Below are 15,721 nucleotides of genomic sequence, written 5' to 3'. Positions count from 1 at the left end.
TGTTGACTGATAGCGAAGGTTAATCGAGCGCACGACGGCGGAATAGACTTAAACCAATGAGCAAAAAACAGATAAGGAAAATACTCAGGCCCGCGATATCCCACAGAGGAGAGAGTGGTGGCAAGAATGCCAAGGTCTGCGTCCTGTCAGGTCGTATCATCGCGTAACGTAACCCTTCGGATGCATACGTCAGAGGATTGAACAGCGTAATAATCTGAAACCACCTGACAGAGGACAGAGAGGTCCAGGGGTAATATGTGCAACCTGTGAAGATGATGGGAACGATAAGCAATGAGAAAATCAGGCCCATCTGATCCGGTTGTAGCGAGGCACCAATAGTCAGACCCAGACAGGCGCCGGTCAACGCGGCAAGGATCATAAAAGCGATGATTGCGACAATAAGATCGTTGCGCACCTGAAAAGCATTCCCCAGGATCAGGTAGGCCAGAAGGAACATGACCGAGCCAGCAAAGAGGCCGCGTATGGCCGCGAATAAGACCTTCTCCACTGCTACCAGGCTGATAGGTAATGGAGCGAGCAGACGGTCATCGATCTCGCGATTAAAGCCGAAATCGAGTATCAGGGGGAAGGCGATAGCCTGGATAGCGCTGAGCATCGTCGTCAGCCCGATAATGCCTGGCAAGAACAGCGTTACAAAATAGGCTTGCGTCATATTGATATTGGGCAGGATGCGCCCAAAGATAAAGAGAAAAAATATGGATTGCATAAGCTCCTGGATCAGCACACCCACGATCTGACGAGCTGTAACCAACAGATCGCGGCGTAACATCGCCAGAAAAGCCAGGACGACGAGCTGAAAGCGGCTACGTACATGGGTAGTAGGAGAAAGTGAGGCCATCATCTGTAGTGATGATTGCTCTGATTGCTTTGCCATCACCGCAAACCTCTTCCTGTTAGATAAATAAATACCTCTTCAAGGCTTGTATGAGCTACACGCATACTCTGAATTTCACTGTTGAGAGAGTAAAGCGCCTGCCTGGCCGGAATAATCAGCGCTGAAGCATCCTCTGCATACAGGCGTACCAGCAAGCTCCTCGCCGATACCATGTCTTCCTTAGTCGAGACTTCAGTTTTTACAACTCCGGGCAGCTCGCTCAATAGAGTTCTTAAATATGCATGAGGATCAGTCTGCGCATTGACTGCGGAACTGTTTATGCTGTTTGTAGGGATACAGATTTGCAGTTCCAGGCATTCTCCTCCTGGAATGATTTTTTTGAGTTCAGCGGGAGTGCCCATGACGAGAATCTTTCCATGATCCATAATCGCAATGCGATCACACAGTTGTTCTGCTTCATCCATATCATGCGTTGTGAGAATAATGGTCATGCGCTGCTGGTTGAGTTCACGAATGCGATCCCAGAGAAAGAGGCGAGATTGGGGATCGAGGCTGGTGGTGGGCTCGTCGAGGAAAAGCACATCAGGCGTATGCATAAGCGCACGCGCAAGCAGAAGGCGCTGTACCATCCCACCAGAATAGCGACGTACCAGATCCTTGCCTCGGTTAGATAGGCCGAATTCCTGTAACAGGAGCATGGCTTTTGCCTCCCGCTCCACTCGTGGAATCCCGTGATAGCTTGCATGGAACGTTAATATCTCACGTGCCTGCAAACTCTGATCGAGGTTACTCTGTTGAGGAACAACTGAGATACGCTGTTTGACGCCAATAGGATCTTTTACCACATCGATCTGCATGAGAGAGACGGTACCGTTCGTTGGGAGGATGCGGGTTGTGAGGATGCCGATAGTGGTAGTTTTGCCCGCGCCATTCGGTCCGAGCAGGCCGAAGATTTCCCCACGCTGCACGGAGAAAGAAATACCATCTACCGCATTGTGGGTGACATTGGGATAACGCTTGACCAGCTCTTGCACAGTAACAGCGATTTGTTGATGTATTGCCATACCCATCTCGCTTTCATGTCATTTTAGAGTTTTTAAGGCGTGTGATCACTTTTTCTGTGTAATATAATAATCCCATATGCCGATGACCTGAAAGGGTTTTGTCGCACGTTGATAGGCTTTCTCTACAATCTCTTTGCCAATTTCATAATCGCTTCCCGGCAGATAGCTGGCATTGATGATGGGGAGCTTGAGGAATTCGCGCACACCTTCGGCTGTATAGTCAATCTCTACAGTTTTATACTGCACGACGGGCAAACCAGCTTCTGTAAGGAGCGCGTGTATCTCCTGTGGAGGGGTGTGGGTCAGGGAATGTTTTCTTTTGCTGCGTTGCGCAAAGGTCAGACCATATTCTTCTCGTGCGATGCGCCTCATCAGTTCAAGTAACGGCTCAGAGGGCGTCTTGCCATGCTGTATGATACGCACACCGGTTCCATGATTGAACGCAAAGCGCCCGGCTGGCTTGAGCACCGTCCTGATGGCAGCGAGCACGGAACGAATATCCATTTGCCAGAACGCTGAATTACAGACAATCAGATCAACGGAGTTGGCAGGTACAATTTCTGCAAGCCGCTCGGCGGGCGATTGGCTGAACGTTGCCAGAGGAAGCTTTTCTTTCGCAATGGCAAGCATGGCGGCGGAGATATCCACGCCAATGATTATCCCGCATCCCTGAAGAGCCTCCTGGATCTGGACAGTTACAGTACCGGTGCCACAGGCCAGATCAAGAACGGTTTGTCCGGGGCAAATTCCTACCAGGGATAGCAGATGCTTGCCCGATTCCCGGTACAAAGGGTATGTCAGGGCATACGTTTCATACAGCTGGGCATTGAATGTGTCCTGCCAGCCGGTTTTCATGCTCCCTTGTCCTTTCTTATAATCTGTTTGGCACGCTGTATCTGTTGTAGAAATAGCTCCATCGGGGGAAAATTCGTATCATGCTCGAAGATAATACCTTTGACCTGACATCTATCCACAAGCGCCTGTAAGAGATGCCAGCTCTCCTCCTGCACCGGCTCACTATGTCCATCTACCAACAAGCCATTGAGCCAGTAGCCCCCTGCGAGGTGAACCTGCACAACATGTTCCAGTGGCATCTGATCAAGAAAGTTAAGCGGATCAAAATGATGATTTACAGAATTGATATAGACGTTGGTAATATCCAGCAGGACGCCACAATTGGTGGCAGCAACCAGGCGATTGAAGAACTCGGTCTGGCTCATATGATTGCCTGGTATATCAAAATAGTAGGTCACGTTTTCTAGCACGAGAGGCCGCTCAAGATATTCTTGAACAAACAACACATTCTGAATAACGCGTTCCAGCACCTCTTCAGTAAACCATAACGGTGAGAGATGTCCAAGATCTATGCCTGGAGCCTTTGTCATACAGAGATGCTCGCTGTAGTAGGGAGCCTGTGTCACCTCACATACGCGTTTGATCCCGCGAAGATGTTGCTTATCAAGTGGCGTCATTGAACCAATGGATAGGCTAATGCCATGTGGGATAACTGGGAATAGAGCACAAATTTCCTCTAATTCGGCAAGCATACGCGAATTATTCGTATAGTGCTCGGTAATAATCTCTAAAAAATCAATTTTTGCATGGGACCTCAGCGTTTCTTGTTTCAACTCCTGGCGATATCCGATGCCTACGCCAAGAAAGGGAACAGACGTGAGTTGATTGATGACCTGTACCATCGTTATTCCTCCTCGATGAGAGAATTCGTTAGCCCCTGTTGCTTGTGCTCACAATGCTCGTCTCTCGCTGGCCTGGTCATCTCGTGGTCGTTTGTCTGCTTGCTTAGACGCGCACGAAAATTGGCCTGTAGAAACAGGCAGTGTTGGCAAAGGTCGCAGCCATGCGGCTCTGTTAACAGTTGGGGAGATGCCACCTGAACTTCCTCAATGCTGAACAGGCTGAAAGGAGTCCAGGCCAGTTCAGGAGGTGTACTATTCATGCTTTGCCACTCCAATCATACGTAAAGAGGATAGATGCTGAAGCATTTGTAGGAGCTCTTTTTCCAGATCTTCGCGCCCGAAGCGTTTTTCCATTTTGTGAATGAGCGTAGCAATAGTGTGTGACCCGTCGCAGAGCATGAATAAATCGTAGGTGGCGGAGCTGACCGCGAAGATTTTGGGATGGGTTGCGATCTCCACTTGCTGAAAAACGAAGTAGTACTGGCCCGTTTGTAGGTTCCCACTCTCCTGCTGTTCGCGCAACGCATGGGCAATTTTCACGATATCGTAAGCGAACATCTCGGCATAGCAGCCAGGGCGTATGATGGGGCGATCCTCCAGTGTAAGCGGTGTTGTCGCCGTTGCGGGGGTTGCATTAATATGCGTAAAGGCATCCTCAGGAGTAGGAAGAAATGCGGCAGCGTGGCAGAGACGTTCGTAGCGGGCAATCTCGCTCGCGTAAGGGGGTGTATCCTCATCAGTCGTCAGGCACTGTTCCATAAAAGAGCCAAATTCTTGAATTCTGCTCAATGTCGAATCATGAGGCTTTGCAGGATAGAGATGGTAGAAACGTGTAAAATAGCGATTGATATCGATGCCAGGGAGATGAAATAGGAGGGGATAGACGTACTTGAGACGCTCCCTCCGTTTTGCCTTCAGCGAAGCTGCAAAGCGCTGAAGCATCTTCTTATCGATGCCCTTGAGCGCAGCAATCTCCTCATCTGTCAACTTATAAGCGTCAAGAGAGGCTTCAGGGGCCAGATCGAAGAGCATGCGAAAAGAATCATCTACATACAGGCGAGCCAGACACGCTTGCATTTCAGCAATGCTCATGCTATTTCTCCTTAAAACGACGTCTTGTTGAATAATTGTGAATGAGGATGCGAGGTTGTCAACAAAGGCGGGAAAGTCCTCCGTCCCGGCAGAAATATCATAATAGCCATGCATACCGATTTCCCGACTGGCAGGGGGATTTTCAAGAGCCGTTTTCAGTGTCGCGGCAAGGTAAGAGATGTTGCGCGCATCGACGATATATGCATTGTAGCCCGAACGCAATTTTTCGCGGTAAAACTGCTTCTCGGCGATCTCTTGCGAAAGAATCAGGCAGGTTCCACAGGCGAACACCTCGCCCGGTACCCCTGGCTGATGAATTTTAATGGGGAAATCGCGCTCAAGAAAACAGACTGCCGTACAGGCGCGAATAAAATTTGGGATAGACCAATGGGGGATGAAGGGCAGGAGCCAGGTGGCAGGAGTCAGGCCATACTCCTCAATGCATTGTGCGAAATCGAACATAGTCTGGAGACGTCCCTGTGTCAGGGCCAGGAAATTGAATTTGAAGCCGGTCTCGTGCAGTTGCTTCAACGCCTTGAGTAAGTCAAAACTGCCTTTCGCCAGGCCCAATTTGCCATAGATGCCAATAGTCGGAAGGGAAGGATCAAATGGTTTGTCAGCAAAACGGTGGTAGATCCCCCTATAGCGTGTTTCAGGCACGCTACGACATACCAGCGCAACCAACGCGTTGATATCGAGAGGGGGAGCATCGGGATGAAAATAGGTAGTCGGTAGACTGGAGCGAGCCGGGAAATAGAGCTTATCGAGATCAATCCCTAGATGAAGAAAGCGCCGCAGGGTACTGCGTGCGGTAAAAATGTAATCGGCAGCGAGAATGGTCTGTATATACGTCGTTTGGAGATCGGGACAGAGCAGGAGGCGACCAACATCGCTACCAGCATGACGCAAGCCGTAGGGAACCCCGGTCCACCGTGAAGCCAGGTAGGCAGCTACACCATAGGGCTCCAGGTAGTAGCCGCAAATAAGATCACAACCATAGGCTGTAATTACCTCGGTTGCCATCGTGGCAAGTTTCGTGACAAAGGGATTGGCCCAGGGAATATAACTATGTTTGAGCGAACTGCTGGATGTATGAATCGTGAGTTTTCCCCTGGCAGTTGCCTTCAGATGAGCCTGTGGGTGCCCAAACCAGGCATCCTCAAGAGTTCGATATTGGTATTCAACCTCTTGAGCGTTGGTGACAACATGTACCTCAAAACCGGCTTGTGCTAAGGCATATGCGGACCAGAAATTCTCTCGACTGACTCCTCCCTGGATAGGCGCATACTTGCCAATAAAGCAGATTTTCAATGTCCGTATTCCTTCCATCCTGAGATTGCCAATAGGTGTTGTCGTGCTTCGTGCATGACAAAAATTAGCACATAGGGGAACAGAGGCTTGCTGTTCCCCTACACTTCTGTACCTCAAATGTTCAGGAAATTTCGTCGGTGTCTTCTAGAACCGCATCACAGCCACCGCAAGCGATACAGTGGCACCCTGCCACCGCTGCCTCTTCTAGAAGATCGGATACCTGACCGTCCTGCGCGGCTTCGCACCAGAAGAGAGATCCGTTGGCATTTTCAGAGGAGAAATACGAGACGTTTGTGTTTTTTGACGTGTGAGCTATTACATCCATGCAATATACTCCTTACATGTCTATACAACTTTTACAAGGCAAAACTGATTTTCGATATTCTTATTACTTACACCATTTTTCTGTATATGTCAATAAGTTGAGATGCTTTTTATGAAATTTTTATGCTATCATGGGAAAGCTGTATTCTTCTACTTTTCCAGGCAAGTTTAATTTCTAGATTTCTTGTAAGCTAGATTTCTTGTAAGCAGGCAATATAGATCTCTAGATCAGTTTAATAAATAGAAGTCTATAATGGTAGATTCCGAGAAGTCTTTCAATCTGGTTTTCTATATTGGAAGCTCGCTGCTTATTCTAGTTTTCTGTATTGGAAGATAGTTGTCTAATCTAGCTTTCTTCATTAGAGGACTATTGTCTAATCTAGCATTCTACATCGGCAGATCGCTATTTGATCTAGCTTTCTATATTAGAAGATCATTATCCAATCTGGCTTTCTATATCGGCAGATAGGTTAATATGCCACCTTTCTTCCTTAACAGATTTGTCACCTAACTATATTTCGGTTATTCTTCTTTTCTCGATAACTATTCTCCTACCTTCCTACTTCTCTAGAATTATGGAAAGAAGACCAAAGTAGATGAGATATATTACAAGAATATCCGCTTTTCTTCTTTTCTAGAAAAGTAGCTTTAAAGATATCTTGAATATAATCCTTGCCATTAATCAGGTTAGTTATCTTTCCTAGATATCTAGAATTCTATAACTCTTCTTAATCTAGTTAGGTAGATATTAATATTTTCCTTCTTTCTAGAAGATGCTCCAAGCAGGATTAGAATAGCAGCAAGAATGGTGCTCGATCGTGAATTATAGATATCTAGCATTCTAGAAAATTGTGATTTCGCGAAAAGACTATAAACTAGCTTTTCCACTATAGGCACTTATCTAGCCAACCAGTATTGATGATCAGTATGATTTCTAGCATTCACGATTGGCATATTTTCTAGATTTCCTGCTATTTCGCTGCTCTAAGCAGCAGGAAATCTAGTTTTCTACGAAGATGGAAATGTAGCATACTAGATTTTGCAATTTTCTTCTTTACTATTATTCCTCTTTGGCAGAAATCCAGGAAAAATATTTTTAGCAAAGCTAGCAAACAGGAAATCTAGTTTTGAATATTTTCTTGTTAAGTAGATTTGGATATCAAGAAAAATAGGCTGTATACATCTCGTCTACACAACCTTACGTCACTCTGTCGTAACTAAAAGCTGTTGTAACTTTAGCCTTCACGCCTCAAAATAGTATTCTAGATATCTTGCTTTATATATTTTCTAGAAATCTTGCCCAAGGAAATAGTGCAAAAGAAATTTAAGCGGTAAGAAGTGCGCTCATTTTTTATGGCCTCTGGTATTATTGAAGAAATAACACTTTTCTTGATATACCTCTAATCTAGATAGTTAGCTTGCTAGTTTTATAAAAAGCTGTTCGATGCCAGCCATGCGCTAAGATAGAAATCTAGATAAGTAGAAATAACACAAAACGGCTTTCTGCGATCAAATTTCCAGAAAGGTGCTTTTCTACCTTCACAGAAACACAGAATTCTTCTCTTCTAGCTACGTGATGTCACCGTTCAGTTATCTAGAATAGGCAGCATTCTAGATAACTCTCCTATCCAGAAAAGCCCCTTATGAAGATCACTCCAATAAAGAAAGAGAACTGATCTTGTTTTCTACTAAGCTAGTTTTGATACTTTTCTAGATCTAGAAAAGCCTGCAGTCAAGTTAGCTATAATCAGCACTTTTCTGTCTAGCTAGCATTCTACCAAAGTAGATAAGTGTATTATCATGCCTGGTAGATTTATTCCGATCAAGATAGCAAGAAATATAGATCTGACTCCGTTCTAGTTAGCTACATTTCTATTTTTCTACTATTATATTTTTGTAGATTTCTGCTAGGCTAGATTTCCAGATAAGAGACTGAGATAGAAAGGCAGATTTCACTCTTTTCTAGCAATCTCACTTCCTGGCAATCTCCACACGCCACATTTCTAGATAGCAAGATTTCTTCCCTTCCTTATATATGGAAAAACCACATTGCTAGAACAGCAGAAAATAGCCCTTAGCTATGAATATAGAAAAGCGTACGATCTAGAAATTGCACGTTCCTAGATGAGGAACAAGAGCAAAACTGCCTAGAAGATCGGCCTGCTAAAAGAACAGAAGGAGAATAACGTTTTTTCCTCGCATCTATTCTATATACTGATGACACTACCCCACCAGGGCTCCGTGCAATTTTAGCAAGAGTTTGGCAGATTCCTAAAACGATGTAGACCAGCCTATAGAGCCGATTTAGCTCTATAGGTCACTTTTTTGTGGTTTCCCAAATAGTGCCTTTATAGACAATTTTAAGGGCTGTAGAGTGCAAGCCTGAACAAGCGGCGGCCTCCCCTACAAATTCCCTTGAACTTATCCATTTTGTCCTCATCTCCCCTGGTCCATTTGGTGTACTCACTAAACGAACCCGAGCGAACATACGAATGCCTTGATCGGGAGCAACAGGAAGGACCTGGAAATTCCAGGTCCCATGCAAAAACATCTGCTCTGGTAATTTATCTGAAGATAGTCTAGAGCCTCTGCGTTCTTGCGCCCGCAATAGCACGTACAATAGCAATCAGAATGCAGGCTCCAATGAAGGCAACAACAAGGCTACCCCAAAAACCAAAGGAAGCATCAGGCATCAGCAGATCCATAATCAAGCCGCCGATAAACGCTCCTACCAGACCAAAGATGAGATCGCCAATCAGCCCATAGCCGTCTCCACGCATCACCGCGCTAGCCAGAAAACCAGCTATCAGCCCTAGAATGAGCCACATAATAATCCCACCGGGCTGTAGTGTCGCGCCCAGGGCTAATGCGGCAAGCACCATATACTCCTCCTTACCCTTTAGCTACATTCCGCTGTTAATAGTGTTTTTCAACCTTGCGGCTAAAGTTAAACCATTATATCTATTTTCCAGAAAAACATATTCCTGGTTAACAGCAAGCATAGTTCACCTTTAGACTTTTTTAGCTCATTTACGTTCTCATCAAGTTAAAGAACTTGCTATAGACAGATACGCAACGGCAAGAATGGGAGTTTCACAGGCCTGGGCCTATCCGACCTCTCCTAAGCTCTTTTTAGCCGCTTCCAAGCCTTCCAAACAAAACAGCAATCGTGTGCGGATGATGAAGCATCAAAACATGCCTATCCTGGACTAAGGCAGAATGGCAGGCAGGATGTAGACAACGCGTCACATATGTTGCGACATCTTCTGAGGAGGGATACTTGTACGACTCCGACCAGGATAAGCTCTCGATAGGTTGCGCAGGTGCTTAAGCAAGCGGAAAAGCCGTTTGCTTACTGAGAAGAGAAGCATATCCAGCGTCGCACATACAGAACCGATCAACAATACCTCAACCCAGGCAAAGGTATTGCCAGGCCGCAAGCTATCATAGAAGATATAGAAGAGCAGAGCAGGCAACAAAGTTAAAAAGAGAGCTCGCGGCAGGCGTCGCCAGAGAGCTGCCCAGCGCTCTAGCGGCCTCGCGCCACTTACAGCAAGCAGGGGGGAAATACAGCAGCCAACGAAGACTACAAGCATTGCTAGCAAGCAAGGTATCCAGAATGAGCTAGCCAGAAAGCCTGTAGCAGCTGCGACAAGAGGGAAAAGCAGTGACAGCAGAAGCAACATCATCGTCTGAGGCACGATGTTAATCACAAGTTTCCAAAACGAGGCCATGCCTACCTGCCAACGGCTCTTAGGCAGAGTACTGGCCACCCATTTTAGATCCCATTTTAGATCCTTGACATCAGCAGGGCGCCGCTTAAGATCGCGCTCCATCATGCAATCTAGCAGCGTTTGCAATCGCTCAGGCAAATTACAATCGGCTGGCCATCCATCGGCCCGAATATCTAAAGGCTCTTTGCCTGATAGCAGTGTCTGTAGAGTAGCTCCTAACCCATAGATATCTGTCTGGGCCGTCGTCTGGGCAATGCCATACTGTTCGGGAGCTGCATAGCCAGGTGAACCCAGGGGGCCTGTATCGCGCCTCTTATCCCTACGATAGAGGCGAGCGATGCCAAAGTCGATCAAATAGAGATTCCCCTTACGTGTCAACATCACATTAGAAGGCTTCACATCGCGGAAAATGACGGGAGGATTCTGGCCATGCAGATAGGCTAGCACGTCGCACAGCTTCATCCCAATTTCCAGAGCCTGCTTTATGGGCAGACGTCCACCGCGCGTCGTCTGGAGAATCTCTTCTAGTGTCTTGCCACGTATATAATCCATAACAACGTACCAGTGCTCGGGATCAGTAAAATGATCATGGATAGCAGGCAAGCTCTTATGGCTTAATTTGGAGAGCAGGGTGATTTCGCGATTGTAGGAATCGGTTACATCTATTTTCTCCTGCGTACTCAGGGAGCTGAGATCTATCTCTTTGATGGCAACAATCTTATTACCTCTCAGCCTATCCTGCGCCTTATAAACGACACCAAATCCTCCTTCGCCCACCTTCGCAAGAATGCGATAGCGCTGAGCTAGCAACTTGCCAGTTCTTCCAGGGAGTTGAGCGGGATTCTTTGCGCAGACAGTACATAAAGCTGTCTGTGTCAAGAGTTTGTTCCCACAGTTATGACAACGAGGCATTCTACTCTTGCCTTTCGTAAAGCAGTTTAATCAGTTCACAGATTACTAGTGTAGCATATGCATATGAGAATATTGTCAAGCGTCCGTTAACGAATGGAATGCTAAAAGTTATGCTCAAGGGCACCATTTGCAAGCCCAAGTATAATATGTTTTGGCGACCACATTAAAAATAGCAATTTGTGTCTTATCCCAGAGAGGATCTGAGCTGAATTTCGCACATCACTGTTTGGTTATCGTAGACATCTCTCGTTTTCAATTAGCACGCGGCAGGTCAACGTTTGGCTTATTTTAACTAGAATACCCCTATATCCCAGTGAAGGTACGGGTAAGCCGACAATATATATTATAATGCATTTTTATAAAAAGAACGTCAATTCTTAATTTTTAACGCTAACGCTTCCCAGGGAGAGGAGAAAGTAGATGATGATTAATAGACAAGCACTAAATTACCCCACCAGGGCTCCGAGCGTTCCCCCACCAGGGCTCCGAGCAATACCCCACCAGGGCTCCGCGCAAACCCCACCGGGGCTACGTGCAATTCCCACCAGGGTTCCGTGCAATTTCACACCAGGGTTCCGTGCAATTTGAGCGTGAAAAAAAATCACTGAGCTCAAAACAATGAAAAATTATAGTGTGTGTACATGCTAGCGTTAACATTTTTTTTCCTGTACTATACCAATATACAGTCTTCCTTGGAGCTTTGCCAACTTACATAAAGCACGGACAGAGGCTTCAAAGGACGCAATACATTATTCAACAGCTAAGTGGCTACTGGGTCTCTGCTATCTATTCAAAAGGCTAGCAGAGAGAGGATATAAGAGGGAAATTGGAGATTAATGAGCAATGATAAGCAATTACACATATAAGCAGTCTCAATTGCAAAAAGAGAGCGACCAAACCATACTCGCTTCTCAACAAACCAGCATAGCCTGGTCACTGATGAGCAGCTCTTGCAAACGACTGCCTTCAATCCAATTTCCGGCTCAACAGATAAGCGGCACCGAAGCAGACGCTATAGTCAACAACTATCTCTCCAACCCCGCAGCCTACTTACCCGCCCAGATAAACTATGCACTGACATGCAACCTTCATGAAGAGGTGCGCAGCAGCACCAGTACATCTGGCTTATACGCGTTGGGTTATTGCACTCCCAAGCGTTATGAATTAGCAGAAGGCATTAATAGTATACCCAAGAGGCTCGAAATGATGTACGCGAACCAGATGCGCTATTCTACTCTAGTAGAGGTTGATCTGAAAAAAGCAACCGAAGCACATCCGATCTATCAACTAAAAGGTACGCCCTCACGCGTTTTTCCTTATGGAAAGAGAAAAACAAGCATCTGGAACTTTACCAATCAGAAGATGGGGTATGCAATTTAATGCAAGAACTAACTCCGAGAAATACCGTATACTATTCGATTAAATATGTCAAGGCACAACAGTCCTAACGATTTTTAGACTCCAGCAGTACTTGACTTAGATCCCAAATTTTTTGGTTGAGGCTAGTGAGGTTTGAACGTAGAAAGGTTAACCAAACATGGAGGATTCGACAAATAAGTCATTAAAGGACTATGGATTTGACTTCGAGTCAGACGAAAACATATTAAAAGTAGTTCATCCCTCCACCGTTCAGGTGGTTTCACATATATTTTCTGCACGTACCCTTGGTAAGGATTTCTTCCACAGGTTTCTGGATCGCGCCCTCAATGAGCCTTCCAGCATCCCTGATGCCCCAAAGGACGCGGTATACATCTGTGCCCGCAGTCTGGCGATGCTAGGAAAGATGTTAGATTTATCCAACGAAACTGTGCAGAAGTACTTTAAGCTTTTCTCAGTCCTCGGACTGACATATAGACAACCGTTTTTGGATCGGACAGCCTATTTCTTGCGTATAGGCTATTATCAGCCGCCGGAAAATCTGGCAACTGAATTGGATTATCTTATCCAGCACAGCCGCCCCAAGATGCGTACAATGGCCCAGGAGGTAAAAATTGCTAGTAGCGTCTATGGGTTGATCAGGGATAGCCTGCTGACCTATATAAAGCGAACCTACTCGGTGATGCTTGCCAGTATGGACCAGAATGTGAAGAAGGCGCTCCAGGATAAGCGTAAGGCGCAAGGCGTGGCTATGTTGGCCAACCTGGTGGCCGAAATAGAGCATCATCCTGAGCTGCAGAATTATGATCTGCTCAAACACGTTGGGCTATCCTTGCCCCTCTACACAGAGTCATATCTCTCCCAGACTCTTTCAGGATCTCCCCCACTATCACATACCATTATGGCAGAGCCAGCGCCAGGAGTGGTCACCAAGCGACGAAAAAAACGGCCATCTCAGCTCCGTCTCCCAACGCCATCTGAGGCACAACCTCCAGATGTGATGCCGGAGAAGCCTGCTGTTCCCCAGGAACAAGCTCCACAAAAGCCAGTTGGGCAGCCACTAAAAATTGATGAAAAGTATCTGCAGCAGCCCAATCTGACCACTCGGCAAGCAACTCGGCAGAGAATACGGGCCAAGGCAGAAGCCGAGCGCAGGCGCCTGAAGGAGCAGGTTGAATTTAACCGAAAACAGATAAAGCGAAATGAGGATGCGGAACGCAAACATCTCAACCAACCGTTCTTTAAGGATGTTTACGAGCCTGATGGGAAGCAGTACCAGGGCCGGGAAACGCTGGGTGATACGCACAGGCTTTCTGATATATTTCCACAGCGAAGAGAAGATCTAAAAATCGTACCTTTCCTGAGCGAGCAGTACTTAGAGGAGCCTGAATCTACCTCTGAGGTAGATTCAGAACAAGGTGAAGAAAAGCTCCAGAGCTACCAGTATGATTCCAATCCAAAAAGCTCTTCCCAATTGAAAGCTAACAACCAGAATAACTTTTCTCATAATGAGCACACAACGGAACCTCTCTGGAAGAAAACGCTCAACAACGATAACCAGTATGGCTCATCGGGAACTCTTCCCATAAAGAGAAATCCGGTAGATTCAGAACGAGAAAGAAGACAGGCCACCGAATCTACCTCAAATACGCAGTTTGGCAGCTCCAGGAGCAGAGAACAGACGCCGAATCTACCAAAATCCAATCCTTCGGTGTCTCCTCTTGAGCACAAAATCCCCGCTCAATCTACGAACGCGGCACAATCAGGTAGATTCGAAGACGACTTTGATGCAAACGAATTGCTCAAAATCTTCAGTGAGGTAGATTTTCAGGACGACGTACGTAACGTATACGTAGTAGATAATATATATAATTTTATAAAAACGTTAACGTTACGTTACGATAAAAAACTTGCTGAATTTTTTGCAATCGTACTCGAAGAAAATGTTGATTGTTACCCGAAATACCTCAGTTTGTTCAAACGTGAGCGTTCACAAAGCCAATACAACTACGAGTTACCTCTTGCATCTTTCATCGTTACTATGGTCAAATGGAGACGTGATCGGTGGATGAACAACCCAGGAGCCTATTTCACTGCTCGCTTTCACGAGTATAACGACAAGGGCATTCCCACCAAGGCCAAGAAGCTGGTTGAAACCTATAGCGCCCTTTCCCTGCGCGATATCGAGGACGTGTTGGAGGTGGAGTACCAGGAGCTAAAAGAGGAGCGTGCGCAGCTCGAAGAGCAAAAGGCTGCGGAGGCTAAGAAGGCTGCAGAGGCCAAAGAAGCGGAGGAAGCGGCACGAGCGCAGAAAAGAGCGTCACTTCAGCCTACGTTGGCCCCAACTACGCCAGTGAGCTACGAATATTTCAACATGACCTTGAAGGAGGCTGAGGAGCTCAGGGAGTTCATCCAGAACAACGTACAAACAAGACTATTCCCTACGGCTATCCTTGCTTCGTCAAGAGACAACTGCGCGCTTTACGCGGTCCTGGTCGATGCATCCATACCCAACAGCAATAAATGCCACCAGACCGTTGTCTACTCGCTTCCTGAGTGGAAGGCTCGTCTCAATAAGATGGTCTCCTGGAAAGATCTATTCTACCTTCCAGGCCAGAATGAGCCTTCAGATAATACTTATGGCTGGTAGTAAGGGGTAGAAGATGTCTTTCAATCAAAAAATTACAAATAGCCATGCAAGAGACATTTATAACTTCTACAAGTTCCTTTTGGGAGGTTCTGTGCTCGAAAACGCTGATGATGGTTGCCGAAAACCAGTTCTCTGCATGAAATCTTCAGTGATAGATAGAACTATACTAAAAAACAAATTTGCATTTATATCAATCAAGGTAGCGCAATCGGCAGCTCTATCCTGTTCTTTGTTAGCCCTTGCCCTGGGGACATGAGCGTGAGCGAGCGTATAGGCCCGTGATGGCCGTGAGCGATACGTAGCTGTTATAAAGCTTGGCGGAGTAACATTTTATAGCACCTTAACCTGCAGAGCGATCCCTACGGCCATTCTAGGGGCAAACTCAGCGTTTATACGTTAACGTTCTATTCCTCCTCCTGGCAGAGCGAGCTAGCCGGCTACAACGTATGCTTAGCCTACAGATGCCATATAATATGGCTCTGACAGCGCTTTCTGGCCGTCCAGAAAGCGTTAGGTGAGCTTTTGCCAAAAGGGCCTGCGTCGCTCCCTGAGAACGTTCCTCTTTATAATCTCCTCCAGGCTTGAAAGCCTGTCTAGGCAGCAAAACGTCTATGCGTACGTCCATAAGTTCTGCGCTGTAGGAATCTACTTCAGTTCTGAAACTTGTAGATTCCTTATCAACACGCTTGAGCTCAGCGAATCTA

At 46.3% G+C, this 15,721-nt stretch carries 11 protein-coding genes; 2 read left to right on the top strand and 9 right to left on the bottom strand.

From position 1 onward, the window contains the following. Window positions 1-19: 19 nt before the first annotated feature. The 9 genes from EPA93_RS06740 to EPA93_RS06700 all read right to left on the bottom strand — a co-directional run bounded on the left by EPA93_RS06740 (window position 20) and on the right by EPA93_RS06700 (window position 10,957). Complete coding sequence (locus tag EPA93_RS06740) at window positions 20-895, bottom strand: ABC transporter permease (RefSeq protein WP_129886315.1); 876 nt, start codon at window positions 893-895, stop codon at window positions 20-22. Then, window positions 895-1,920: an ABC transporter ATP-binding protein gene (locus tag EPA93_RS06735; protein ID WP_129886314.1), complete on the bottom strand. Its 1,026-nt coding sequence runs from the start codon at window positions 1,918-1,920 to the stop codon at window positions 895-897. The genes EPA93_RS06740 and EPA93_RS06735 overlap by 1 nt, the downstream gene beginning before the upstream one ends. A 45-nt stretch (window positions 1,921-1,965) precedes the next feature. Further along, window positions 1,966-2,775, bottom strand: coding sequence for a class I SAM-dependent methyltransferase (locus EPA93_RS06730; protein WP_129886313.1), 810 nt, complete (start codon window positions 2,773-2,775; stop codon window positions 1,966-1,968). Then, window positions 2,772-3,617, bottom strand: coding sequence for an MbnB/TglH/ChrH family RiPP precursor modification enzyme (locus EPA93_RS06725; protein WP_129886312.1), 846 nt, complete (start codon window positions 3,615-3,617; stop codon window positions 2,772-2,774). The genes EPA93_RS06730 and EPA93_RS06725 overlap by 4 nt, the downstream gene beginning before the upstream one ends. Before the next feature lie 2 nt (window positions 3,618-3,619). After that, a complete protein-coding gene (locus tag EPA93_RS06720; protein WP_129886311.1) occupies window positions 3,620-3,877 on the bottom strand; it encodes a hypothetical protein in 258 nt (85 codons plus the stop codon). Continuing rightward, complete coding sequence (locus tag EPA93_RS06715) at window positions 3,870-6,020, bottom strand: glycosyltransferase (protein ID WP_165422926.1); 2,151 nt, start codon at window positions 6,018-6,020, stop codon at window positions 3,870-3,872. The genes EPA93_RS06720 and EPA93_RS06715 overlap by 8 nt, the downstream gene beginning before the upstream one ends. Before the next feature lie 121 nt (window positions 6,021-6,141). Beyond that, window positions 6,142-6,345, bottom strand: coding sequence for a hypothetical protein (locus EPA93_RS06710; RefSeq protein ID WP_129886309.1), 204 nt, complete (start codon window positions 6,343-6,345; stop codon window positions 6,142-6,144). A gap of 2,578 nt (window positions 6,346-8,923) precedes the next feature. Continuing rightward, window positions 8,924-9,226, bottom strand: a complete 303-nt coding sequence (locus EPA93_RS06705; RefSeq protein WP_129886308.1) for a GlsB/YeaQ/YmgE family stress response membrane protein — start codon at window positions 9,224-9,226, stop codon at window positions 8,924-8,926. A 363-nt stretch (window positions 9,227-9,589) separates the two neighbouring features. Further along, on the bottom strand, window positions 9,590-10,957 hold the full coding sequence (locus tag EPA93_RS06700) for a serine/threonine protein kinase (RefSeq protein ID WP_165422925.1): 1,368 nt from the start codon (window positions 10,955-10,957) through the stop codon (window positions 9,590-9,592). A 909-nt stretch (window positions 10,958-11,866) separates the two neighbouring features. Here EPA93_RS06700 and EPA93_RS06695 point away from each other — a divergent pair. After that, window positions 11,867-12,370, top strand: a complete 504-nt coding sequence (locus tag EPA93_RS06695; protein WP_129886306.1) for a hypothetical protein — start codon at window positions 11,867-11,869, stop codon at window positions 12,368-12,370. A gap of 157 nt (window positions 12,371-12,527) precedes the next feature. Further along, on the top strand, window positions 12,528-15,017 hold the full coding sequence (locus tag EPA93_RS06690) for a hypothetical protein (protein WP_129886305.1): 2,490 nt from the start codon (window positions 12,528-12,530) through the stop codon (window positions 15,015-15,017). The last annotated feature ends 704 nt before the right edge of the window (window positions 15,018-15,721 follow it).

The sequence above is a fragment of the Ktedonosporobacter rubrisoli genome, assembly GCF_004208415.1.
In the GTDB taxonomy this organism is placed as follows: domain Bacteria; phylum Chloroflexota; class Ktedonobacteria; order Ktedonobacterales; family Ktedonobacteraceae; genus Ktedonosporobacter; species Ktedonosporobacter rubrisoli.
This window is presented reverse-complemented; position numbering and strand designations above follow the sequence as displayed.

What these genes read in the sequence shown, in the direction of transcription:
- EPA93_RS06740 (WP_129886315.1), bottom strand. Translation starts at nt 895, where the DNA reads ATGGCAAAGCAATCAGAGCAATCATCACTACAGATGATGGCCTCACTT.
- EPA93_RS06725 (WP_129886312.1), bottom strand. Translation starts at nt 3,617, where the DNA reads ATGGTACAGGTCATCAATCAACTCACGTCTGTTCCCTTTCTTGGCGTA.
- EPA93_RS06735 (WP_129886314.1), bottom strand. Translation starts at nt 1,920, where the DNA reads ATGGCAATACATCAACAAATCGCTGTTACTGTGCAAGAGCTGGTCAAG.
- EPA93_RS06705 (WP_129886308.1), bottom strand. Translation starts at nt 9,226, where the DNA reads ATGGTGCTTGCCGCATTAGCCCTGGGCGCGACACTACAGCCCGGTGGG.
- EPA93_RS06730 (WP_129886313.1), bottom strand. Translation starts at nt 2,775, where the DNA reads ATGAAAACCGGCTGGCAGGACACATTCAATGCCCAGCTGTATGAAACG.
- EPA93_RS06710 (WP_129886309.1), bottom strand. Translation starts at nt 6,345, where the DNA reads ATGGATGTAATAGCTCACACGTCAAAAAACACAAACGTCTCGTATTTC.
- EPA93_RS06690 (WP_129886305.1), top strand. Translation starts at nt 12,528, where the DNA reads ATGGAGGATTCGACAAATAAGTCATTAAAGGACTATGGATTTGACTTC.
- EPA93_RS06720 (WP_129886311.1), bottom strand. Translation starts at nt 3,877, where the DNA reads ATGAATAGTACACCTCCTGAACTGGCCTGGACTCCTTTCAGCCTGTTC.